The 22,764-nt window shown below is 62.4% G+C and carries 15 protein-coding genes; 9 read left to right on the top strand and 6 right to left on the bottom strand.

Going from position 1 to position 22,764, the window contains the following annotated elements:
• Window positions 1-96 precede the first annotated feature (96 nt).
• The 5 genes from HF854_RS09505 to HF854_RS09525 form a co-directional block, all read right to left on the bottom strand.
• On the bottom strand, window positions 97-684 hold the full coding sequence (locus tag HF854_RS09505) for a TetR/AcrR family transcriptional regulator (protein WP_006006010.1): 588 nt from the start codon (window positions 682-684) through the stop codon (window positions 97-99).
• Window positions 685-761: 77 nt separating this feature from the next.
• The gene (locus HF854_RS09510) at window positions 762-3,203 is read right to left on the bottom strand and encodes a Lon protease family protein (RefSeq protein ID WP_168936068.1); all 2,442 of its coding nucleotides are present in this window, start codon (window positions 3,201-3,203) and stop codon (window positions 762-764) included.
• A gap of 5 nt (window positions 3,204-3,208) precedes the next feature.
• Window positions 3,209-4,144: a hydroxymethylbilane synthase gene (gene hemC / locus HF854_RS09515; protein ID WP_168936069.1), complete on the bottom strand. Its 936-nt coding sequence runs from the start codon at window positions 4,142-4,144 to the stop codon at window positions 3,209-3,211.
• An 8-nt stretch (window positions 4,145-4,152) separates the two neighbouring features.
• The gene (locus HF854_RS09520) at window positions 4,153-4,392 is read right to left on the bottom strand and encodes an FmdB family zinc ribbon protein (RefSeq protein WP_006006004.1); all 240 of its coding nucleotides are present in this window, start codon (window positions 4,390-4,392) and stop codon (window positions 4,153-4,155) included.
• 14 nt (window positions 4,393-4,406) lie between these two features.
• Window positions 4,407-5,006, bottom strand: a complete 600-nt coding sequence (locus tag HF854_RS09525) for an SIS domain-containing protein (protein WP_168936070.1) — start codon at window positions 5,004-5,006, stop codon at window positions 4,407-4,409.
• Between the two features lie 115 nt (window positions 5,007-5,121).
• Between HF854_RS09525 and HF854_RS09530 the strand changes: the two genes are divergently transcribed.
• The 6 genes from HF854_RS09530 to ybeY all read left to right on the top strand — a co-directional run bounded on the left by HF854_RS09530 (window position 5,122) and on the right by ybeY (window position 13,345).
• A complete protein-coding gene (locus tag HF854_RS09530) occupies window positions 5,122-5,982 on the top strand; it encodes an NAD(+)/NADH kinase (protein ID WP_168936071.1) in 861 nt (286 codons plus the stop codon).
• 7 nt (window positions 5,983-5,989) lie between these two features.
• Entirely contained in the window at window positions 5,990-7,729 is a 1,740-nt protein-coding gene (locus tag HF854_RS09535) for an ARMT1-like domain-containing protein (RefSeq protein ID WP_168936072.1), read from the top strand.
• 22 nt (window positions 7,730-7,751) lie between these two features.
• Entirely contained in the window at window positions 7,752-9,182 is a 1,431-nt protein-coding gene (gene gatB / locus HF854_RS09540; RefSeq protein WP_006005996.1) for an Asp-tRNA(Asn)/Glu-tRNA(Gln) amidotransferase subunit GatB, read from the top strand.
• Between the two features lie 158 nt (window positions 9,183-9,340).
• The gene (locus tag HF854_RS09545; RefSeq protein WP_168936073.1) at window positions 9,341-10,330 is read left to right on the top strand and encodes a PhoH family protein; all 990 of its coding nucleotides are present in this window, start codon (window positions 9,341-9,343) and stop codon (window positions 10,328-10,330) included.
• Window positions 10,299-12,917, top strand: a complete 2,619-nt coding sequence (locus HF854_RS09550; RefSeq protein WP_240937711.1) for an HD family phosphohydrolase — start codon at window positions 10,299-10,301, stop codon at window positions 12,915-12,917. The genes HF854_RS09545 and HF854_RS09550 overlap by 32 nt, the downstream gene beginning before the upstream one ends.
• Window positions 12,914-13,345, top strand: a complete 432-nt coding sequence (ybeY, locus tag HF854_RS09555) for an rRNA maturation RNase YbeY (protein ID WP_205906089.1) — start codon at window positions 12,914-12,916, stop codon at window positions 13,343-13,345. The genes HF854_RS09550 and ybeY overlap by 4 nt, the downstream gene beginning before the upstream one ends.
• On the opposite strand, the gene HF854_RS09560 is transcribed toward ybeY, so the two are convergent.
• On the bottom strand, window positions 13,342-14,448 hold the full coding sequence (locus HF854_RS09560; protein WP_168936074.1) for a tRNA nucleotidyltransferase/poly(A) polymerase-related protein: 1,107 nt from the start codon (window positions 14,446-14,448) through the stop codon (window positions 13,342-13,344). The genes ybeY and HF854_RS09560 overlap by 4 nt on opposite strands.
• Between HF854_RS09560 and HF854_RS09565 the strand changes: the two genes are divergently transcribed.
• From HF854_RS09565 to HF854_RS09575, 3 genes are all read left to right on the top strand, one after another.
• Window positions 14,447-15,238, top strand: a complete 792-nt coding sequence (locus tag HF854_RS09565) for a biotin--[acetyl-CoA-carboxylase] ligase (protein WP_168936075.1) — start codon at window positions 14,447-14,449, stop codon at window positions 15,236-15,238. The two genes, HF854_RS09560 and HF854_RS09565, sit on opposite strands and share 2 nt — an antisense overlap.
• Window positions 15,239-15,251: 13 nt before the next feature.
• Window positions 15,252-18,953 (top strand): pyruvate carboxylase, encoded by a 3,702-nt coding sequence (locus HF854_RS09570; RefSeq protein WP_168936076.1) that lies wholly within the window; start codon window positions 15,252-15,254, stop codon window positions 18,951-18,953.
• 99 nt (window positions 18,954-19,052) lie between these two features.
• On the top strand, window positions 19,053-22,610 hold the full coding sequence (locus HF854_RS09575) for a PEP/pyruvate-binding domain-containing protein (protein WP_168936077.1): 3,558 nt from the start codon (window positions 19,053-19,055) through the stop codon (window positions 22,608-22,610).
• Window positions 22,611-22,764 lie beyond the last annotated feature (154 nt).

Genomic DNA, 22,764 nt, shown 5'->3' on the forward strand with positions numbered 1-22,764 from the left:
AGCGTCTTTAGGCGCAGCCGGTAACAGGCCCTTACAGGGCCAGAGCAAACCACCCGCTTTGCGGGTGGTTCTGATTTTTTAGCGGGGAGGGAAGGACTAGTTCTTGCGGATGGAGCGGGAGACGAAATCCAGGGTCTCGTCATAGAGCTCCGGCAGGGCATAGGGGGTCAGCACGCGGGTACGGTTGGCACCCACCATCAGGGAGATGATGACCTGCGCCGTGGCCTTGCTGTCCACATTGACGATGCTGCCGTCGCGGATGCCGCGCTGGATCTGCTCTTCCAGTTCACGATGCACCTGGGCGAACATGGAATCCATCTGTTCCCTGTCCGTCTTGGTCTTCATATCGCTGTACGGGGAGCAGCGCACCAGCACCAGCCAGTTGGAGTCCTTGTCCACAGAGAAGTCCAGATAGGCCTTGCAGAAGTGCATGACGGCATCATAGCCGCAGGCCGCATCAGCCGTGGCCTGGCGCAGCTTGACCAGAAAATGTTCCAGCACATCGAGTCCCGAGGCCAGGAACAGTTTTTCCTTGTTGCCATAGTGATGCGTCAGCAGTCCAAGGGCCACACCAGCCCGGTCGGAAATCTTCTTGAAGGTGGTTTCCACATAGCCACATTCACCAAAAAGTTCCTTGGCGGCCTGGAGCAGGGCTTCTTTTTTATTTTTTGCAGTCATGGTCATTGCGGGGGTTAAGCGTCTTTTTCACAATCGGCCAGAACTGTTTACTCGCTCAATGAAGGCAAGTCAATGCATGGCGCCTATCCTTTACGCGTCCGACGGAAGGAGTTCTGGGCATAATCGCCCAACCGTTCCAGACGGCGGTCCACCATATCGTAGAGGCTGCCGGGCGTGAATGTATCGTCCTTGCGGCGGCGTCCCACGGGCAGCCCCGTGAGCAGGGTCAGGGCCTCTTCGATACTGCGGACGGCATAGATGGCGAACTGTCCCTTTTCCACGGCCTGGAGCACATCCGGGGAGAGCATCAGGTGATCCACATTGTCGTGGGGGATGATGACCCCCTGACTGCCCGTGAGACCATGCCGTGCGCAGACTTTGAAGAAACCTTCGATCTTCCGCGTCACGCCGCCCACGGCCATGATCTGCCCGGAATGGCTGACCGCGCCCGTGAAGGCCAGGTCGAGCCGCACGGGCACATCGGCAAGGGCGGAGAGCAGGGCCACCAGCTCCGCACCGGAAGCGGAGTCGCCTTCGATACCGGCATAGCTTTGTTCAAAGTAGAGCGACCCGGCCAGAACAAGAGGTTTCTTGCGGGCAAAGAGATTGGTCAGGTAGCTCTTGAGGATCATCATGGCCTTGGTATGGATGGGGCCGCCCAGTTCGGCTTCCCGCTCCAGGTCGATGATGCCTTCATGACCGACGCCCACGGTACAGGAGATGCGGTGGGGCAGGCCGAATTCAAAATCACCGTAGCCGGTGACCGACAGGCCGTTGACCTGACCGATGGCACTGCCTGAAGTACAGACCTTGATCATCTCGCGGTCGTACTCTTCCATGAAGATCTCTTCCACCAGATTGGCCCGATAGGTGCGCGCCGCATAGGAACGCTCCATGATATCACCGGTGACGATCTCGGCGCCTTCCATGCCTGCCAGGGCGTCCCCCTCGATCATCTGCTCGCGCAGCAGCGGGAACTTGAGCGACAGGCGGCGCTGGTCCTCGCACAGATGCGAGCCCAGATCCACTAGCCAGGCCAGAGCCGTGCGGTCGAAGGGCCGCAGGCCGGATTCTTCCGCGATGCGGGCGATGACCGACAGATAGAAACGGACGCCGGCGGCATTGCGGTCCATGCGTTCGGCCATCTGGGCCTTGATGCGGAACAGCTTGGCGAAGCGGTCCTCATTGAGGACCAGGGCTTCGTACAGGTCTTCCGTACCGATAAGCACGACCTTGAGATCCAGCTTCAGGGGCTCGGGGTTGATGCCCTTGGTGCGGATGGCGGCATCCGGGGTCTCCGCGCCGTCTTCGATGCGCAGGGAATTGGCCCGCAGGGCCCGCAGCAGACCTTCCCAGGCATTGGGATGCTGCAGCAGGTCTTCCGCCCGCAGGACGAGGAAGCCCCCGTTGGCCTTGTGCAGGCTCCCGGCCCGCACAAGGGTGAAATCCGTCACCAGAGCGCCCAGCTCGGATTCCCGCTCGATACAGCCCAGCAGGTTGGACGCGGTGGGATGGTCTTCCACCACGATGGGGGCGCCGCTGAGCTGGCTGTTGTCCACGAAGACATTGACGTCATAGCGGTACAGCGGATCGCCCTGCGGCGGCAGGGGCGCATGGGGGACATCCGGGCCGGACTGGCCGGCCTCCCGGGGCAGGAAGGCTTCGGTGTTCTTCAGGATGTCCGCGCGCAGGCTGACAAAGTACTGTTCTAGGGCCTCGCTCTGGCAGGCCTTGAGCAGTTTTTTCTGGGCCGGGAGCAGCAGGGCGTCCAGCACCTGGGCCATGACGGTCTGTTCCAGGTTGCGCTCGTCGTCATGGAAGCTTTCCTCGGCCTTGCTCAACTGGCGCATGAAGCTGGCCATGCTCTGAACCAGGGTCTCCCCGCGCCGCTTGAGGGTCATGCGCAGGCTGTCGTCCAGATGTTCGAACTCTTCCTCGCTCAGCCGCTTGCCCTTGACCAGCGGATACAGGGTCAGGCTGCCGCCTTCGTCCATGTCGAGATGGAAGCCCTTGTGCTGGGCCACGGAGGTCATCTTGCTCAGCAGGCCGCTGCGGACCTTCTGGAAGCTGTCCACCAGCCGGGCACGCTGCTTGACGAAGGGCGCGGCTTCGAAGCGGCGGGGCAGTTCATGCAGGATGGCGTCCACGGTGGAGGTCACGCACTGCTTGAACTTTTTGCCCTGACCGGCAGGCAGGGAAAGCAGGCGCGGCCGGTCGGGGTCATCAAAGTTGTGGACATAGACCAGATCCGGCGGCGTCGGCCGTTTGCGGGCCTGCGGGCCAAGATAGGAGAGCAGGGTATAGCTGCGCCCCAGATTGGCATCGCCGGAGACATAGACATTGTAGCCACAGGCCCTGATGTTCAGGGCCATGTCCAGAGCCTGCATGGCGCGAGGCTGGAAAGCGTTGCGGCTGCCCGCCCCGTTGCGGGGCAAGGGGATCTCCCGGCTGTCCTGCCAGGGGATGCGTTCGGGATCGAACGTCGCGTGCAGTCGCGATGTGGGCAGAGGAAGGATCTTGGGCATCATTACTACCGGTTTTCAGCATACAGGCGGTCAAGGATGTCCTTGCCGCCCTTGTCCAGAAGATGACGGGCCAGGGCAAAGCCCGTTTCGCGTGCCGTGGCGGCCGTACCTTCCTGCTGTTCGCGCAGGATGACGCTGCCGTCCACTTCGGCCACCAGGCCGTCCAGGATGAAGCGCTCGTCGTCCAGCATCTCCGCATGACCGGCGATGGGCACCTGACAGCCGCCGTCCAGACCGGCCAGGAAACCGCGCTCGGCTTCCACACAGATGCGGGTGGGGCGGTGTTCCATGCGGGACAGCAGTTCCAGCACTTCACTGTCATCACCACGGCATTCGATGCCCAGGGCACCCTGGCCCACGGCGGGCACGAAGGAGGCCGCCTCGAAATGGTGCATGCGGTCCGCGGAAAGACCCAGACGCTTGAGCCCGGCGGAGGCCAGCACGATGGCGTCGTATTCGCCTTCCTTCATCTTGCGCAGGCGGGTATCCACATTGCCGCGCAGGGAAAGGATCTCCAGGTCGGGACGCAGATTGAGCAGCTGGGCCTGGCGGCGCAGGCTGCTGGTGCCCACGCGGGCCCCCTGGGGCAGTTCGTCCAGAGAGGCGTAGCGGTTGGAGAGCAGGCAGTCCACGCAGATCTCACGCTGGGGCACGCAGCCCAGAACGAGGCCCTCGGGCAGGACCATGGGCACGTCCTTGATGCTGTGCACGGCCAGGTCGGCGGAACCGTCCAGCAGGGCTTCCTCGATCTCCTTGACGAACAGGCCCTTGCCGCCCACCTTGGACAGGGGGACATCCAGGATGATGTCGCCGCGGGTCTTGATGACGCGCAGGCTGATGTTCAGGCCCGGTTCCAGGGACTCCAGGCAGGCTTTGACGTGTTCGGCCTGCCAGAGGGCCAGCTGACTGCCGCGGGTGGCGATGACAAGATTTTTGCGCATGGCGTCTCCTAGTGGCCGCAGGTGGCGCAGTTACCGCCGGAGCAGCCGGCGCAGCCGCCGGAAGAGGCGGGCATGGAAGGAGCGAAGGAGTCATCGCCGCCGTTGCCGCCGCTGCAGTGAGCGCAGCGGGACATCAGCTTGCGGGTCTCGGCCGCGCCGCAATGGGGGCAGGCGGGCAGGTCATCGCCAAAGACAAGTTCCTCAAAATCCTTGCCGCATTTGGTGCAAGTGTATTCGTAGATGGGCATGGTCGTGTAACCTCTTACTGCGGATCGACGGTCTGGATCGCCGTCACGTTTTCGAAAAGATAGTAATCCACCAGCCTGCAGACAAGATGGCCGGCGGCAAAAAGCAGTTCATGGACAAGGGAGGCAGGGGCCCCGGAAGCATCCGGGACATCGATCACGAGCCCGGGCAGGGACAGACCCGCGACAGGACGCCCGCAAAGAGTGATGCAGGACATGCCGGTCTCCTGCGCCAGTGCCAGCACGGGGCCCATGGCCGTCTGTGCTGTGTCGGGGAGGAATGTCAGGAGCGCATCCCCGGGCCGGGCCAGAGCCTCGAGCTGCCGCAGGGCCGCTCTGTCCGCCGTCTGCCCCCCCGGGCTCCCGGCCGGCAGCAAGATGGCCGGCAGCGCCGGCCGGTCGAGATCGAGCCGGTCAAGCAGGGCCTGGGCTGCGGCACGGGCACAAATACCGGCGGCCCCTTCGCCCAGGACGAGCACCTTGCCGTCATGGATAAGGCAGCGGGCCATATGCAGGGCCGCCTTCTGCAAAAGGGGCGTTCTTTCCTGGAAAAAGACCTCGCGCAGGCGGGCGCCTGTCCGGCTGTATGTCGTTATGATGTCCTGCGCTGTCTGCATGGTGTCGTCCTGATGGCCTGCGGCCGTACCATTTTTAAGACAAAGCAACTGCCCTGACAAGATAAAAAGCCTCTTCCCACTTGCACTGCGCGCGCCTATAACGTAGAGAAAAAGGATGCAAAGCAAAGCCCGCCATATTCTCGTGGTCCGCAAGGCCAACAGTGACCGTGCGGCACGTCTTGAAGCTGAAATCGGTGCCTGGCTGCGCGCCAGGGGACACTCTGTCACGGCCATCAGCGGAGGGTTTGACGATCCCGCCTATGCTCTTCCCGATCTGGATTTTGCCGTTGTCCTGGGAGGGGACGGCACCATGCTGGGTGTGGCCCGTCGGGTGGCAGGCCGGGGCATCCCCCTGCTGGGCATCAATTTCGGCCGGGTCGGCTTCTTGGCCGACATCCAGCCGGAGCAGTGGGAGAAGGGCCTTGCCGATTCCCTGGCAGGCATCACTCCCGAGCGTACCTGTATGGCCCTGCAATGGAAAGTCGTACGCAATGAAAGCACGCTCGCCAAGGGCGTGGCCGTCAATGACGTCGTCCTCAGCCGGGCGGCCCTCTCGCGGCTCGTCAACATGGACATCGGCGTGGACGGGCAGGAGATGTGCCGTCTGCGCAGTGACGGCGTGATCATCTCCACCCCCATCGGCAGTTCGGGCTACAGCGTCTCCGCCGGAGGCCCGCTGCTGTACCCGAGCCTCAACTGCATGGTGTTCACGCCCATCTGTCCTTTCCTGAATACCATCCCCCCCATGGTCTTTCCCTATAAGACCCGCTTCTGTATCGACCTGCTGCCCGGTACCACCGAGACCTACATCACGGTGGACGGTCAGGAAGGCCTGCTGCTCCAGGTGGGGGACCGGGTGGAGGTGACGGGGCTGGAAGACGCCGTCTGCTTTGTGGGCAAGGAAATGCCGTTTTTTGAACGCTTGCGGACGCGCGGCTTCGTGACGGATATGGCATCGGGCGCCAAACACAAGTGAGGCCCGCATGAATGGGAACGCGCCGCGCCGCATGGCTGATGTCCGGCTGGGAAAAGATGCCTGCTTCGACGCATGGCTGTACAATCTGTTCATCGACAACAACCTTGTCCATGGCCTCAATCCGCACATCGTTGCCAGTCCTGAACAGCTGAAATTCATGGTAGCCGGCGGCCCCGGCAGCGTGTATCTTCCCTGTTCGGACGCCATGTTCGCCTTGCTGTGCGAGCCGACCATGCCCCGACGGCTGCAAAAAGAGTACAATCGCGCCTGGCGCATCCTCGTGCGCCTTGTACGGTCCCTCGTGACGGACAGGATGCAGCGCCGGGCGCTGTTGCTGTTCTGTCGTTACCGCTTCCGCAGTGCGGTTGCCCAGCATACGCTTTTGCCGCCGCGTCTCATCAAGCGCATGACCAACATCGTCTTGGCCCAGGGGCTGGGCGATGGCGATCCCTGGCGGCAGCGCCGCCATGCGCTCAATATCCTGCAGCGCGAGATTCTGCGCTCGGAGAGCGTGCGTACCGCCCTTGAAGGCATGCCGGTAGCTCCGCTGCCGGATACGCTCGAGGCGGCCCGGGCCCGGCTGGATGCCTGCAGCCTGGTCCGTCATTTGTTCCTTTCCGCCTATACGCTGGAGCTGAAGACCGCCGTCCCCGACAGGATATTTTTGGAAGAAGAGTTCCACCGCGCGGAGCAGAAGGCTACGGAGCTGGAAAGCTACCTGGATGACCTGGCCTCCCGGCCGCGGACCATCCTGTATCTGTGTGATGCCGACGGCGGGGTGGTCTTCGATCTGGCGGTGGTGCGCAAGCTGCTGCGCATGCAGCATCGTGTCATTTTTGCCGTCAAGGACGGTTTCTTCTTCTATGCGCCCACCTTGGATGACGTGGAAGAGGATCCTGTCCTGCGTGAGGAGCTGAAGCAGGACTATATCGTTCGTGACGCCCACCTGAGCAAGAGCCAGCTGCTGCGCCATCTGCGCGAGCACCGTCTGCTGGTCATCAGCGACGGGACGCGTGAGCGGCTCAACCTGTACCGGGTCTCCATCAGTTTTTCCCGTGCCTGGAAGGAAGCGGACCTTATCCTGGCCAAGGGCTGGCGTTCGGCCGACATGCTGCTGGGCACCAGCTGCGAGTTCACCCGCGATATCCTTTGCTACTGGCATGACGGCGCGAACATGCATCTGGCCCTGCGCCGGCATGCGCCCGGGGTAAAAAAATTGACCGAGCAGGACGTGGCGGCCCATGCGGACGGCATCATCGCCCGCATGCGCGAGGCCCGCATGAACGGCCGTACGGTCATGTTCTACAGCTGCATCATCGGCAGCATCCCCGGCGAGACCCAGACCGCCATCTCACTGGCACGGACCTTTGTGGGCGATCTGCGCAAACGCCTGGACAACGTCCTGATCGTCAATCCTGCCGAGCATTTCGTGGAGGGCATGGACGGGGACGACCTCATGTTCATGTGGGAGCGCGTGCAGCGGAGCGGCTTCATCGACGTCTGGCGTTTCCAGACGTTTGCTGATATCGAAGAAAGCTTCCGGCTCATGGGACGCAAGGTCCCGCCCATCTGGTCCGGCAAGGACGCCACTTTTTCTACCGGCTGCACCCAGGAGATGCGCATAGCCCTGGACGTGCAGCGGCAAAACAGGGAAATGCAGATCATCGGGCCCGATCCGGCCCGCTTTACACGGCGTGGCGAGTACGGCGTCGGCAAATATTTCGACGCGACCATCAGCCGTTCCTAACATCTGGTTCACGGAGTTTTTCATGCCTGCATATGAAGCCGTCATCGGCTTGGAAGTCCACGTACAACTGGCTACGGCCACCAAACTTTTCTGCTCCTGCCCCACCAGTTTCGGGCAGGCTCCCAACAGCAATGTCTGCGAAGTCTGCGGCGGCATGCCCGGTGCCCTGCCCATGCTTAACCGGCAGGCCGTGCACTATGCCTGCCTGGTGGGCCTTGCCACCAACTGCAGCATCCACCGCAATTCCATTTTCGCCCGCAAAAACTATTTTTATCCCGACCTGCCGTCCGGCTACCAGATCTCGCAGTTCGACCTGCCCATCTGCGAGCATGGGCATCTGACGGTCACGGTGGACGGTGCCGAAAAGCGCATCGGCATCACGCGCATCCACATGGAGAACGACGCGGGCAAGAACATCCATGCCCAGGGCGAGAACGTCAGCTATGTGGACCTCAACCGCGCCGGGACGCCGCTGGTGGAGATCGTTTCCGAGCCGGACATGCGTTCTTCCGCCGAGGCCGTGGCCTACCTCAAGGCCCTGTACGGCATCGTGACCTATCTGGGCGTCTGCGACGGCAACATGGAGGAGGGCAGCTTCCGCTGTGATGCCAACGTCTCTATCCGTCCTGTGGGCAGCACGACCTTCGGCACCCGTACCGAGCTCAAGAACCTGAACTCGTTCCGCAATGTGCAGCGAGCCATCGATTACGAGATCGCCCGCCAGCAGGATGCCCTGGCGGACGGGGAAGAGATCGTGCAGGAGACCCGCCTGTACGATGCCACCAAGAACATCACGGCTTCCATGCGCGGCAAGGAAGAAGCGCACGACTACCGTTACTTCCCTGATCCCGACCTGCTGCCCGTGACCATCACCGATGAGGAATTCAGCCGCTGGCAGCAGGAACTGCCCGAGCTGCCTGCCGCCCGCATGCAGCGCTTCATCGCCATGACGGGCCTGCCCGAACCCGAGGCGGAAGTGCTGGTGCAGAGCCGTGCCATGGCCGATTTCTTTGAGGCTGCGGCGGCCAAAGCCGATGCCCGCAAGGTGGCCAACTTCATCCTCGGCCCGCTGCTGCGCGAGCTCAACGCCCGCTCCCTGCATGTGCAGGATTGTGCCATGACGCCCGAAGCTCTGGCCGAGCTGGTCAGCATCGTGGACAAGGGCCTCATCAGTGCCAAGATCGCCAATGACATCTTTGCCGACCTGATGGAAAACGGCGCCATGCCCGAAGCCTACGTCAAGGAAAAGGGCCTGGTGCAGATCTCCGACAGCTCTGCGCTGGAAGCGGCCGTGGACAAGGTGCTGGCCGACAATCCCGCCGAAGTGGAGGCTTTCCGTGGCGGCAAGACCAAGCTCATCAGCTTCTTTGTGGGCCAGGTCATGCGCGCGACCCGCGGCAAGGCCAACCCCGCGCTGGTCAATGAGCTGCTGGCCAAAAAGCTGGCTGGCTAGTCCGGAAACATAAAAAGCTGCAAGGGGGGCGCCTGGGGTGCCCCCTTATTTTTTTGAACGCAGCTCCAATTTTATTAAAGTTATACTTTAAGGAATAGTGCGCCGGAGCCGGAAGCCCTTTCATGGACAGAAAGCCCAAAATACGCTAGGCAAAAATCATGGCTTCATATTCATCTTCTCAGGAAAGGATCGATTTCGATGATCCTTTGCTGGCCAATCAGCTGTTTGGTCCCCGCAATGCCCATTTGGACCTGCTGGCCGCTGCCAGCGGTGCCCAGATAGGCAGCCGCGGTGCTTCTGTTTTTTTCTCCAGTCCGGACCATGCTGTCCTGCAGTGCCTGTACCGGCTTTTCGTGCAGCTCTATGATATGCTGCGCAACGGCATCAGCATCAGCCAGCAGGACATGTCCCGGGCCTATGCCATGCTGGCGGCCGATCCCGGGCTCAACCTGCGGCAGGTCTTCCAGGAGGCTGTCTTCGTCAATACGCCGCGCAAGACGGTGACGGCCCGCAATGTGGCCCAGAAGCAGTATTTGGATATACTGCGCCGAAACGAGATGGTCTTTGCCGTGGGGCCTGCCGGTACGGGCAAGACCTATCTTGCGGTGGCCATGGCCATCTCCATGCTGCAGCAGCATCAGGTCAAGCGCATCGTGCTGACGCGTCCCGCCGTGGAAGCGGGGGAGCGGCTGGGCTTCCTGCCCGGCGACCTGGCGGACAAAGTCAATCCGTACCTGCGTCCCCTGTATGATGCCCTGCACGACATGGTGCCCCAGCCCAAGGTGGCATCCATGCTGGAAGTGGGGACCATCGAGGTGGCCCCCCTGGCCTTCATGCGTGGCCGTACCCTCAATGATGCCTTCATCATCCTGGACGAAGCCCAGAACACCACCCACGAGCAGATGAAAATGTTCCTGACCCGCATGGGCTTTGGATCGCGCGTGGTGGTCACGGGCGATACCTCGCAGATCGACCTGCCCGTCAACCCGTCTTCCGGGCGGGCCCGCTCGGGCCTCGTCCATGCCCTGGCCATCCTGGACAAGATCCCCGGTCTTGCCGTGCACCACTTCAGCAAGGCTGACGTGGTGCGCCATCCTCTGGTGGGAGCCATCGTCAATGCCTACGACAACGCCGAAAAAGACAGCTAGACCCTCCAGCATGGTGGCCCTGTGGCAGACGCTGAGAACGCGTCACCACTGCGGTCGCGGCCTGCTGGTATTGATCCTGACCCTGCTTTTCCTCTCGTTGCTGGCCGGTGCCAATCTGACGCCGGAAAGCCGCGTCTATGTGGCGGGGCAGGTTGCGGACAGTGACGTCATCGCTGACCGCGACATCCTGGTGGAAGACGTGCAGGCCAGTAAGGCCCGGCAGCGCCAGGTGCTCATGCTCCAGCCCTCGGTCTACGACCTGAGCATGCAGCCCTATGAGATGTTCCAGAACCGCATCCTTGGGATCCTGCATCATCTGAACGTGATGGCCGACCACAAGGGCTTGCAGAGCGTCAAGCCTGTGCCGGAAGAAGCCGCTCCGGCGGCTCCCGAAGCGGAGGACAGCGCGCCTACTGTCGGACAGGCCGGGGAAGCCCCGGTCACGCCCGCTCCTGCCGCGCCTGTTGCCGCCCAGCGTCCTCTGCCCAGAGCCGAGGAAGATCTGGCGGACCTTCCGAGAGGGGAGGCCTCTGTCCGCCGTCTGGTGGAAGAACTGACGCCCCGGGTGGCCGAAGAGGTGCTGCCCCAGCTGGCCTTGCCGGAAGTGCAGCAGTACCTCCTCAAGACCCTGATGCCGCTGATCCGGGATCGCCTGGCCGAAGGCCTCGTGGGCGACATCCGCTCCGCCAGAGCTGGACGGGCCGGGGTCGTCATCCGCAACCTCGACAACGGTTCGGAACTGCTGCGCCCCGAAGTGACCACGCTGCCCGATGTGCAGTCCTTCCTGGCCGAGATCTCGTCCCTGCTGCGGCAGGAAGATACCCTCAACGCCCACTCCCGCCGGGCCATCAACATCCTGCTTTCCGCGACGGTCCCGGCGTCCCTGACGCTCAACCGTGAGACGACCCAGCGCCGCGGTGAAGCCGTGGTGGCCAATGTGGAGCCCGTCTTTTACCAGATCCAGAAAGGCGAGCTGGTGGTGCGCAAGGGGGACAGGGTGAGCCGCGAGCAGCAGCTCAAACTGCAGACCCTGTATAAGAGCGCTGCCGATCCCGTCCGCTGGGGCGTGGTGCTGGGGGCTTTCCTGTTCTCCCTGATCCTGTCCATCGGCTTCTTCGTGGCGCCCAGCGGCAAGCCCGGCACGCCGCTGCGCTGCAAGGACATGCTGCTCATCTCGCTGGTGCTGTTCCTGTTCAGCGTGGGGGCCAAGGGGGCGTTCTGCCTTGCCACCCGTTTCGACAGCCTGACGCTGATGGCCAACTATGCCGTGGCCTTCCCCATCGCCGGGGGCGTGGGGCTGGTGGCCATGGTCTTTGCCGCCCGCCGCTACTGCACCATGAGCCTGCTGCTCTGTTTCTTTGCCATGCTCATGTTCCAGGCGGACTACACCTTCTTCCTGTATCATTTCCTGGGCGGCATGCTGGCCACCTGGCTGGTGACCAATGCCCAGACCCGGCAGGACGTTGTCTGGAGCATCATCCCCCTGACGGTGGGGCAGTCGCTCATCTGGCTGGGCATGGCCCTGCTGGCGCAGATCTCGCCCAACGAGTTCCCCATGCAGCTGGGGGCCGTGGCCATCAACAGCCTCCTGTCCCTGATCCTGCTGTTCGCCGTCAGCCCCGTGCTGGAGCTGGCCTTTGGCTACAGTACGCGTTTCCGTCTCATGGAGCTCATGAGCCTTGAGCATCCGCTGATGCAGGAACTGATGGTGACCATCCCCGGCACCTATCATCATTCTCTGGTGGTGGCCAACATGGTGGAAGCCGGGGCCAAGGCCATCGGAGCCAACAGCCTGCTGTGCAAGGTGGCGGCCCTGTATCATGACGCGGGCAAGCTGACCTATCCCGAATACTTCATCGAGAACCAGTTCGGCGGTCCCAACAAGCATGACAAGCTGGCCCCCTCCATGAGTGCGCTCATCATCACGTCCCACGTCAAGAAGGGCACGGAACTGGCCGAGCGCTACAAGCTGGGGCAGGAGATCATCGACATCATCCGCCAGCATCACGGGACCCGCGTCATCCGCTACTTCTACCAGAAGGCCATCAATATGGGCGAGCGGCCGCGCGAATCGGATTTCAGCTATCCCGGTCCCCGGCCCCAGACCAAGGAAGCCGCCATCCTCATGCTGGCAGACTCCGTGGAGGCCTCCAGCCGGACGCTGACGGATCCCACGCCTGCCCGTATCAGGACGCACATCGATACCATCATCAAGGGCATCTTCTCCGAAGGCCAGCTCGACGAGTCCGAACTGACCTTCAAGGATCTGCATTACCTGAGCGAGAACTTCCAGCGCATCCTGACGGGCATCTTCCACCAGCGCATCGCCTATCCGCCGGCCAAGAACGAAGGCAAGCAGGAAGGCAAGGCTGCGGAAGGCAAAAACGCGGATGCCCGCCCGGCCGAAAGCAAGGCCGAAGCCAAGGGGCACGAGAACGCCCCGGCTGCCAGGGAGGCGGAAGAAAAAGCCGAGAACAGCCACAGCGGGCATCATCACGGCCGTGTGCATGACGCTGCCGCCGTCGAAGCCGCGGAGAAGCTGGAAGCCGAACAGCTGGCCCGTACAGAACAGGCGGGGCGGGAATGATGGCTGTCCGGGTCATCGATCATTGTCCGGCGGGGGCCTGGCTGTTGCCTGTGCCCCCACGCCAGATAAGCAGGATACTGGATGCCCTGACATCCGCAGCGCGAGAGGCCGGTTGTCCGCTGGGCCCTGTGGAAGCCCATCTGGTGGACGATGCCTGCATCGCCCGGGCCAATCAGCGCTACATGGGCTGCACAGGCCCGACCAATGTGCTGTCGTTCCCCGGTGATGAGAGCCTGCCGGGGGTGATGCTCCTTTCCCTCGATACGCTGAACAGGGAATGCCTGCTTTACGGTCAGGACCCGGCAGAGCATCTGCTGCGCCTGCTGGCGCATTCCGTGGGGCACCTGGCCGGATATGACCACGGTGAAGAGATGGATGCCCTCTGCGACTGGTGCCGGAGCAGGGCCGAGGCGGAAGTCTGGAGCTAGGCCGACCTGCTGCCGACCAGGGCCTGACAGTGCAGTTCCCGCAATTTGCGGGCGGATTCCGCTCCTTTGTTCTGCCATTGGGGCGGCAGCCCTATGGTGCGGAGCAGGGCCGTATCCTCCAGTGCCTTGCCGCTGATGTCCTGCTTGCTGTCGGCATCCACCACACTCCAGAACTCCTTCATCAGGCCGCGCGTGGCCACGGTCCAGAGCACGTCCCGGCGTGTGCCGGGGCGCAGACGGTCATATAGCCCGGCCTTCATATGCAGCTCGCAGGCCAGCAGTCCTGCCTTTTCCCGCCGGACGGGCAGGTGCAGCCGTTTGGCCAGAAGGCGTACCAGCGCCAGCCCCCGCTGCTCATGTCCGTAGTGGTGGGGCAGTTCTTCCTCAGGAGTCAGCAGCTTTCCCAGATCGTGGCAGAAGGCCATCCAGACGGCCAGACTGTTGCCGGCCACGGCGTTCATGACCCGGACGGTATGCTGGAGCACCGAACCGCTGTGCCAGCGTACAGGCCCGGCGGGGATGCGGGCGATGGTTTCCAGTTCCGTGAACCACGGCCGCCAGAGGTGGAGCTGCTCCAGGACTTCCAGAAAGCGGCCGGGGCAGGGGAGGGCCAGAGCTTTGAGCAGCTCCCTGCCGACCCGCTCCGCCGGAATGGCCGCCAGAGCGCTTTCCGGTACCTTCGCTGCCAGACGGAGGCAATCGGGGTGCAGCTGCCAGTCCGGATGACGGCAGGCAAAGCGGGCCAGGCGGAAAAGGCGCAGGGGATCCTTGCGGAAAGCGTCGGGCGAGGCCGGGCGCAGGAGCCTGCGCTCCAGATCAGCCAGCGTCCTGGCATGGGCATGCACATGCCCGCCGGCATCCAGGGCCAGCGCATTGACGCTCAGGTCACGAGCGGCCAGATCCGCAGGCAGGCTCCCACCACGGAGCGGCATGAATTCACAGCCGTGCCACAGACAGATCTGAACGCTTTTCCCCACGCGGGCGGCATCGGGATGCGTCGCCAGAAAGGCGGCATCGTCTCCGTCCACGGCATAATCCAGCTCAACCGGTGCCTGTCCCAGCAGGATGTCACGGACGGCACCGCCAACAAGGTAGGTCTTCATGACGACATCATGCCATAACGGGGCGCGGGAGCAAAGGGCCGGGCGGCCTGAGGTCTGGCGTTTCGGTGAGGTCTCGTCCGCACTGGATGTGGGGCATACCCTGGCCCGCCGCGGCTTGCTGGCGCCCTGGCAGAGCGTGCTGGTCAGCAGCCAGCGGCAGGGCAGGGGACAGCTGCGCCGGAACTGGGTCTCGCCCGCCGGCAATATCTATGCGGCGCTGCGGCTCCCCATGCAGGAGCCGTTCGCCAGTTCCGCGGCCTCCACCGTGACCGGGGCCATGCTGGCGGCCGCTCTGGGAAAGCTGGGCTTCGAGGTGCGCCTCAAATGGCCCAACGATCTTGCCGTGCTGGACGGGGACACCCCCGCCAAGGTGGCGGGGATCCTGCTGGAAGAAAGGGCGGGCGTCCTGCTGGCCGGCATCGGCATCAATGTGGCCTGGGCCCCGCCGGCCGAGACCTTGCGTGCAGGGGCCGCCATGCCCGCGAAGGCTCTGGTTTCGGGCCTGGAAAAATCACAAAAAATATTTCTTACCGCCGAGAGCCTATGGTATCAACTTGTAAACTGCCTGTTTTGCGAGTATAGTACCGGCGGTTCTCTAAAGAAAAACTGGAAAGATCTCGCCGAGAGCTTCCTACTCTGGCGCGGGTCCTGCGTTTGTCTCGACGACGGCGATGAGGTCGTCGAGGGCATTCTGACAGGGCTGTGCCATGATGGAGGACTGTGCCTGTCGCGCAATGGCCGGCAGGAGGTTTTTTACAGCGGAAGCCTGCGTCTTTCGCATCATTACTAAAGGGCAAAAAGGCATGGCCAACAAATCCTTTGCAGACGTCCAGGAATTTCTCAAGGGCAAGGTGATCCTTGTCGCCAACCGTGGCATTCCCGCCCGCCGCATCTGTCGCTCCATCCGCGAACGCTTTGACGCCGTCGCGGCCATGACAGCCACCGATGTGGATAAAACTGCGCCGTCAGCATCCACTGCCAAGGAACTGATTCTGCTCGGACCCGATCCCCGCGCTTACCTGGATATTGACCGCATCATCGACAAAGCCCGCCAGCGCGGCGTTGTCGGTATCCACCCCGGCTGGGGCTTTGCCTCTGAGGACACCCGTTTCCCCCAGCGCTGCAAGGAAGCCGGTATCACCTTTATCGGTGCCACTGCCGAAGCCATGAACCTGCTGGGCAACAAAGTGCAGGCCCGCGCCGTGGCCCGCAAGCTGGGCATCCCCGTGGTGCCCGGTTCTGACGGGGCCGTGGACATCGCCACCGCCCGTCAGCTGATCTCCGAGATCGGTCTGCCCATCATGCTCAAGGCCGAAGGCGGCGGCGGTGGCCGCGGTATCTTCGCTATCCACAATGAAGCCGAGCTGGAAGACGCCTTCTTCAAGGCCTCCACCATGGCCCAGGCCTCCTTCGGCAATCCGCGCCTGTTCGTGGAAAAGTTCTTGGCCGATGTGCGCCACATCGAGATCCAGGTCATCGCCGACATGTACGGCAATGTCTTTGCCTTTGACGAACGCGACTGCACCGTGCAGCGCAACCATCAGAAGCTCGTCGAGATCACGCCTTCGCCCTGGCCGGGCATGACCCGCCAGCTGCGCGAACAGCTCAAGGACTACGCCCGTCGCCTGGTGCGCGCCGTGGGCTACCACTCCCTGGCCACGGTGGAATTCCTGGTCACGCCCGACGGCACGCCCTACATGATCGAAGTCAACACCCGTCTGCAGGTGGAACACGGCATCACCGAATGCCGCTACGGCATCGACCTGGTGGAAGAGCAGATCGCCGTGGCCTTTGGTGCGGAACTGCGTTACCGCGAAGAGAACCTGCGTCCTTCCTACTGTGCCATGCAGGTGCGTATCAACTGCGAGAACCCGCAGGAGAACTTCGCTCCTAATGCCGGTCTGATCACCCGTTACGTGTCGCCTGGCGGCCCCGGTGTGCGTCTGGACTCCAACATCAGTGCCGGTTATGAGTTCCCGGCCAACTATGACTCGGCCGGCTCCCTGCTCATCGCCTATGCCCACGACTGGGAAAAGACCCTGGGCATCATGGACCGCGCCCTGAGCGAATACATCATCGGCGGCATCAAGACCACCATCCCCTTCCACCGCCAGATCCTCAAGCATCCCCTGTTCCGCAAGGGCGAGATCAACACCAACTTCGTGGCCAACCATCCCGAGCTCATGCAGTACCGGGACGTGGCCCCCGAAAGCGAACGTCTGGCCCGCCTGGTGGCGGAGATCTCCGCCAAGGGCTACAACCCTCATGTGCAGCTCGGGGAATACCGTTCCGTCACCACGCCCCGTCTGGGCGCCTTCGATCCGGTGCTGCCGCCCATCCCCAGCCAGCTGCGCCGCCAGCCGTCTCCCTATCCTCAGGGCGACCGCCGCGCCCTGCTGGACTTCATCCGCGACAGCGGCTACGTGCACTTTACGGATACCACGCCGCGTGACTTCACCCAGTCCAACTCCGGCAACCGCTTCCGCCTAGCCGAAGACCGCCTGATCGGTCCCTACCTGGACAATGCCGGTTACTTCTCCATCGAGAACGGCGGCGGCGCCCACTTCCATGTGGCCATGCTGGCCAACATGACCTATCCCTTCTCCGAAGCGAAGGAGTGGAAGAGCTTCTCTCCCAAGACGCTCAAGCAGCTGCTGGTGCGCTCCACCAACGTGCTGGGCTACACGCCGCAGCCGCGCAACCTCATGCGCCTGACCGGCGAGATGATTTGCGATCACTACGAAGTGGTGCGCTGCTTCGACTTCCTGAACCATGTGGAGAACATGCGCCCCATCGCCGAAGTGGTCATGGACCGCAAGGACGTGGTCTTCCAGCCCGCCATCTCCCTTTCGTGGGCCAAGGGCTTCGACGTCAATCACTATCTGGGTGTGACCGAGAACATCCTGAGCATGATGGCCGACATCATGGGCGCCGATGAAAAGACCGCTGCCCGCAGCATCATCCTCGGCCTCAAGGATATGGCCGGTGTCTGCCCGCCGCGCTTCATGACCGAGCTGGTGACGGCTCTGCGCAAGCGCTGGCCCGAACTGGTGCTGCACTACCACCGCCACTGCACCGACGGCCTGTTCATCCCCGCCTGCGGGGCCGCGGCCAAGGCTGGTGCCCACATCATCGACGTGGGCCTGGGCTCCGCTGTCCGTTCTTACGGGCAGGGCGACGTGCTGGCCACGGTGGCTTACATGGAAGACGAGCTGGGCTTGGAGTGCCATCTGAACAAGGATGCCATCCGCGACGCCAACTTCGTCTGCAAGCAGATCATGCCCTACTATGACCGCTACTGCTCGCCGTACTTCAAGGGCATCGACTACGATGTGACCCGCCACGGCATGCCCGGCGGTGCTACTTCCTCCTCGCAGGAAGGCGCCATGAAGCAGGGCTACATCCATCTGCTGCCCTACATGCTCAAGTTCCTGGAAGGGACCCGCCAGATCGTTCGTTACCACGACGTGACGCCCGGTTCGCAGATCACCTGGAACACCGCCTTCCTGGCGGTCACCGGGGCCTGGAAGCGCGGCGGCGAGGAAGAAGTCCGCTTCCTGCTCGAAGTGCTCAACGAAGTCACCCGTACGCCCGAATCCGAACTTTCCAGCGAGATGCGCAAGGCCCGCCTGAACATCTACCAGGACTGCAACGACGCCTTCCGCAAGCTGCTGCTGGGCAAGTTCGGCCGCCTGCCGTTGGGCTTCCCCGCGGACTGGGTCTACGAGAGCGCCTTTGGCTCCGAGTGGAAGAGCGCCATCGCCAACCGTACGGAAGCCTCGCCTCTGGAAAGCCTGCCGGACGTGAACCTGGCCGCCGAAGAAGCTGCCTGCACCGAATTGCTGAAGCGCAAGCCCACCAAGGAAGAGTTCGTCCTGTACCTGAATCATCCGGCCGATGCCCTCAAGACCATGCAGTTCCGCATGCAGTACGGCGATCCCAACAATCTGCCCCTGCATGTCTGGTTCGAAGGCCTCAAGCCCGGCCAGGACCTCTATTTCAATGACCGCAGCGGTAAGCCCCACCATCTGCTGCTGCTGAGCATCTCCCGTCCCAACGATGCCGGTGTCGTCATCTGCCGTTACGTGCTGGACTCCGAGATCATGAGTTGCGAAGTGCAGGTCGCCCAGCCCACCGGCCAGAAGGCCAAGGGCCTGACCATGGCGGATCCTGCTAACAAGTTCCATGTGGCGTCGCCCAGCAATGGCGACCTGTGGGTCATGTACGTCCACCCCGGCGATATCGTGAAGGCCGGCGAAGAGCTGTTCAACGTATCCATCATGAAGCAGGAAAAGGCTGTGCTGGCTCCTGTGGATGGCGTCGTGAAGCGCGTGCTGAAGACGGCCGACTTCAAGGAAAACAAGCAGATGGTATCCGTGCGTGAAGGCGAGCTGCTCGTCGAACTGGGCCCCGTGCCGCGTATTTGCAGCAATGAAGCCTGCGCACAACCTATCCCCATGGACAATGTCTCCTTCTGTCCTTACTGCGGATCCCGCGTGATCTAGCCGTGTGGCGCATTTGCGCCGCATTGTGGACAGGATGTGCCTGCTAGGGTATGATGATTGCAATCAAAAGCTTTCTTTCCTGGTATAACGGAGGAAGTCATGGCCAAAACGGCTGCCACTAAGAAAGAGGAATCCCCGGAAGCTATCCGCAAAAAGTTGGTGCTGACCGGCGCCGACATCGTGGCGATCGGCGAAGAAGCCGAGCTGCTTGTGGGTGGCAAGAACTACAACACGGCCCTCATCAGCCAGATCGAAGGTATCCAGGCGCCTTATTTCCGCGCCATCTCTTCGCTCGCTTTCCACAGGGTGCTGGATGAGACCAAGGTTACCGGGCGTATCGTTCGCGCGGTCGTCGACCGCGAGTACGGCCGTATCGACTGGAATGATCCCGAAATCAACCAGGACCCCGACTTCCTGCAGAAGTTCGTCCGCCAGCTCGGCAAGCAGATCCATGACGCTGCCGCTGCGGAAGGGGACCAGTCCCACACCAAACTGCGCACCTTCATCAATACCATCGTGGAAGGCTTTGCTACCTCTCCCGAAGGTATCGACCAGCTGCGCAAACGTTCTGTCATGGTGCAGGCCGCCATCCTGTCCGTGGATCTTCCCCAGGACGTGGATGAGGCCGTGCGCGGTGCCTACCTCTCCATCTGCAACGAGAACGGCGACGACATGACTCCCGTGGCCGTGCGTTCCTCGGCTGCCGGTGAAGACTCCCGCAAAAAAGCCTTTGCCGGTCTGCAGGACACCTACCTCAACATGGTGGGCCCGGCCAAGGTCGTGGAAGCCTACCATTGGGACTGTGCTTCCGCGTACAACCTGCGCTCCATGACCTACCGCCGCGAGGCCATCCTCGATGCCATTGCCCGCGCTGAAGAGACCGGCGATGAAGCCATCGCCATCAATGCCAAGCAGGAATGGGCCATCGAGAACACCTCGCTTTCCGTCTGCATGATGCAGATGATCAACCCCGTGATCTCCGGTACGGCTTTCTCGGCCGATACGTCCACCGGTTGCCGCGGCACGGCCCGTAAGGACCTGGTCAGCATCGATACCAGCTACGGTCTGGGCGAAGCTGTAGTGGGCGGCAAGGTGACCCCCGACAAGCTTTATGTCTTCCAGCGTGATGACGGCAGTGAAGTCGTCATCCGTCAGATGGGCTGCAAGGACATGAAGATCGTCTATGACGAACGCGGTGGTACCCGTGAAGTGGCCGTGCCTGAACTGGAAGCCCTGCGCTGGGCCCTGTCGTTGAGCCAGGCCGAGCGTGTGGCCAAGGGCGTGCGTGCCGTGAGCAAGGCTTACGGCGGCATGATCATGGATACGGAATTCTGTATCGACGCCAACGACAAACTGTGGTTCGTGCAGGCCCGCCCCGAGACCCGCTGGAACGAAGAGCTGGAGCTGCATCCCACCACCATCTTCATGCGCCGTCGCGAAGTGGACGCCAAGGCTGCCGCCAATGCCGAAGTGCTGGTGGAAGGCAATGGTGCCTCCCGCGGTGCCGGTCACGGTACCGTGCGCTTCCTGCGTTCGGCTCTGGAACTGAACAAGGTCGCCAAGGGCGACGTGCTGGCCGCCGAGCGTACCGACCCCGACATGGTGCCCGGCATGCGTGTGGCCTCCGCCATCATGGCCGACGTGGGTGGCGATACCAGCCACGCCGCCATCACCTCGCGTGAACTGGGCATCGCCGCCGTCATCGGCATCCAGCGCCTGGACGTGCTGCGCGCCCTGGATGGCGTGGAAGTGACCGTCGACGGTACCCGCGGCCGGGTGTATCGCGGTCTGCTGCCCCTGCGTGAAGTGGGCGGCGAAATGGACGTGGCCAAACTGCCCACCACCAAGACCAAGGTCGGCCTGGTGCTGGCGGACGTGGGCCAGGCCCTGTTCCTCTCCCGTCTGCGCGAGTTCCCGCAGTTCGAAGTGGGGCTGCTGCGTGCCGAGTTCATGCTGGGCAACATCAGCATCCATCCCCAGGCTCTGGAAGCCTTCGATAACGGCGAACTGGAAGACGTGGTGCAGGGCAAGCTCAAGGAACTGGAAGATAACCTTTCCAAGGTCCTGCGCGAGCAGATGGCTGCCGGCCTCATCGTGTTCAACTTCAACCTGCGTGAATACGTGGGTGAAGTGACCGGCCTCAATGCCGAAGTCTCCGCTCTAGTGGATGCCGACCGCAGCCTCAGCGCCGAAGAAGTGCTGCTGCAGCATCGCAAGATGCGTGAGCTCGACCACAAGATCGACCAGCATATGGAAATGGCTTCCCGCCGCCTGGAGATCCTCAAGACCTCTGTGGATCTGGCCGATCATGTGCGCATCATCATGGGCTATGACGACGAGCTGGCCCTGCTTTCGCCCTCCGATCCCGAATCGGCCAAGCGCATCGCCGAGATCGAAGCCTCGGTGGAAGAGCATGTGAAGCGCATCAAGGATCTGCCCGTGGTGACTTCTCTGCTGGGCAACATTGCCCGCCTGCGTGAAGAAGTGAGCCTGCGTGGCGGCCTGAAGAAGGAAATGGACGACGTGCGCGCTCTGCCTGAAAAGATCCGCGCCATCATCAAGTCCCGCGGCTTCCGCACCGGTAAGGAACACTATGTGCAGACGCTGGCCCAGAACCTGGCCCTGTTTGCCATGGCCTTCTACGGCAAGACCATCGTGTACCGTACCACGGACTTCAAGAGCAACGAATACCGCAACCTGCTGGGCGGCAACCTCTTCGAACATCACGAAGACAACCCCATGCTGGGTTACCGCGGTGTGTCCCGCAATATCCACGACTGGGAAATCGAAGCCTTCAAGCTGGCCCGCGGCGTGTACGGCGGTTCCAACCTGCAGATGATGCTGCCCTTCGTGCGTACCCTGGAAGAAGCCCGCTCCATGCGGACCTACCTGAGCCAGGTGCACAAGCTGACCAGCGGTCAGGACGGCCTGCGCATCATCCAGATGTCGGAAATCCCCTCCAACGCCATCCTGGCCAAGCAGTTCATCCAGGAGTTCGATGGATTCTCCATCGGTTCCAACGACATGACCCAGATGGTGCTGGCCACGGACCGCGACAACGCGCGTCTGGGCCACATCTACGACGAAGAAGATCCCGCCGTGGTCTGGGCCATCCTGGTCAGCATCTTCACCGGCCAGAAGTACGGCAAGAAGGTGGGCTTCTGCGGTCAGGGTATCTCCAACAGCGTGATCCTGCGCGGCCTGGTGGCCATCGCCGGTATCGTCTCCGCTTCGGTAGTGCCGGATACCTACTTCCAGACCGTGTTCGATATCGCCGCTGTGGAAGCCGAGAACATCCCCACGTCCAAGCTGGGCGAATGGCTGGGCAAGCAGCATCATCAGCGTCTTGCCAAGCTGATGGAAGAGGCCGGTTACGGCCACATCCTGAAGAAGTACACGCTGCCCCAGGATATCCAGGAATGGTACGAAGGCGAGCTGCAGCGTCGTCACGAGCAGCTGCGTGAGCATCTGGATACCCCCAAGGAATCCTTCTACCGCACCGAGCTGGAAAGCTTCCGCTCCATGTTCCACAAGCCCGTCATCTACGCGACCTGGGATTGGAGCAGCACGGTGGAAGACGCCCTGCATCAGGCCGGCTTCGCTTCCTTCGAAGAGCAGGCTGCTGCCCTGGAAGAATACCGCAAGATCAAGTTCTAACCCGTACCGGTTCGCGAGTCGGTTCTGAGCCAGTTCGCGGATACGTTGACGATAAAGGGGGCGCCCAAAGCGCCCCCTTTTTTGTATAAAAAGAAAACCTCCCGCTAGGCGGGAGGTTCAAAAAAGCTTAAAGCTATGAGTATGTTATAAAGCT

It is taken from the genome of Desulfovibrio piger (assembly GCF_012843875.1).
GTDB lineage: Bacteria > Desulfobacterota > Desulfovibrionia > Desulfovibrionales > Desulfovibrionaceae > Desulfovibrio.

What these genes read in the sequence shown, in the direction of transcription:
- HF854_RS09505 (WP_006006010.1), bottom strand. Translation starts at nt 684, where the DNA reads ATGACCATGACTGCAAAAAATAAAAAAGAAGCCCTGCTCCAGGCCGCC.
- HF854_RS09510 (WP_168936068.1), bottom strand. Translation starts at nt 3,203, where the DNA reads ATGCCCAAGATCCTTCCTCTGCCCACATCGCGACTGCACGCGACGTTC.
- hemC (WP_168936069.1), bottom strand. Translation starts at nt 4,144, where the DNA reads ATGCGCAAAAATCTTGTCATCGCCACCCGCGGCAGTCAGCTGGCCCTC.
- HF854_RS09520 (WP_006006004.1), bottom strand. Translation starts at nt 4,392, where the DNA reads ATGCCCATCTACGAATACACTTGCACCAAATGCGGCAAGGATTTTGAG.
- HF854_RS09525 (WP_168936070.1), bottom strand. Translation starts at nt 5,006, where the DNA reads ATGCAGACAGCGCAGGACATCATAACGACATACAGCCGGACAGGCGCC.
- HF854_RS09530 (WP_168936071.1), top strand. Translation starts at nt 5,122, where the DNA reads ATGCAAAGCAAAGCCCGCCATATTCTCGTGGTCCGCAAGGCCAACAGT.
- HF854_RS09535 (WP_168936072.1), top strand. Translation starts at nt 5,990, where the DNA reads ATGAATGGGAACGCGCCGCGCCGCATGGCTGATGTCCGGCTGGGAAAA.
- gatB (WP_006005996.1), top strand. Translation starts at nt 7,752, where the DNA reads ATGCCTGCATATGAAGCCGTCATCGGCTTGGAAGTCCACGTACAACTG.
- HF854_RS09545 (WP_168936073.1), top strand. Translation starts at nt 9,341, where the DNA reads ATGGCTTCATATTCATCTTCTCAGGAAAGGATCGATTTCGATGATCCT.
- HF854_RS09550 (WP_240937711.1), top strand. Translation starts at nt 10,299, where the DNA reads ATGCCTACGACAACGCCGAAAAAGACAGCTAGACCCTCCAGCATGGTG.
- ybeY (WP_205906089.1), top strand. Translation starts at nt 12,914, where the DNA reads ATGATGGCTGTCCGGGTCATCGATCATTGTCCGGCGGGGGCCTGGCTG.
- HF854_RS09565 (WP_168936075.1), top strand. Translation starts at nt 14,447, where the DNA reads ATGACGACATCATGCCATAACGGGGCGCGGGAGCAAAGGGCCGGGCGG.
- HF854_RS09560 (WP_168936074.1), bottom strand. Translation starts at nt 14,448, where the DNA reads ATGAAGACCTACCTTGTTGGCGGTGCCGTCCGTGACATCCTGCTGGGA.
- HF854_RS09570 (WP_168936076.1), top strand. Translation starts at nt 15,252, where the DNA reads ATGGCCAACAAATCCTTTGCAGACGTCCAGGAATTTCTCAAGGGCAAG.
- HF854_RS09575 (WP_168936077.1), top strand. Translation starts at nt 19,053, where the DNA reads ATGGCCAAAACGGCTGCCACTAAGAAAGAGGAATCCCCGGAAGCTATC.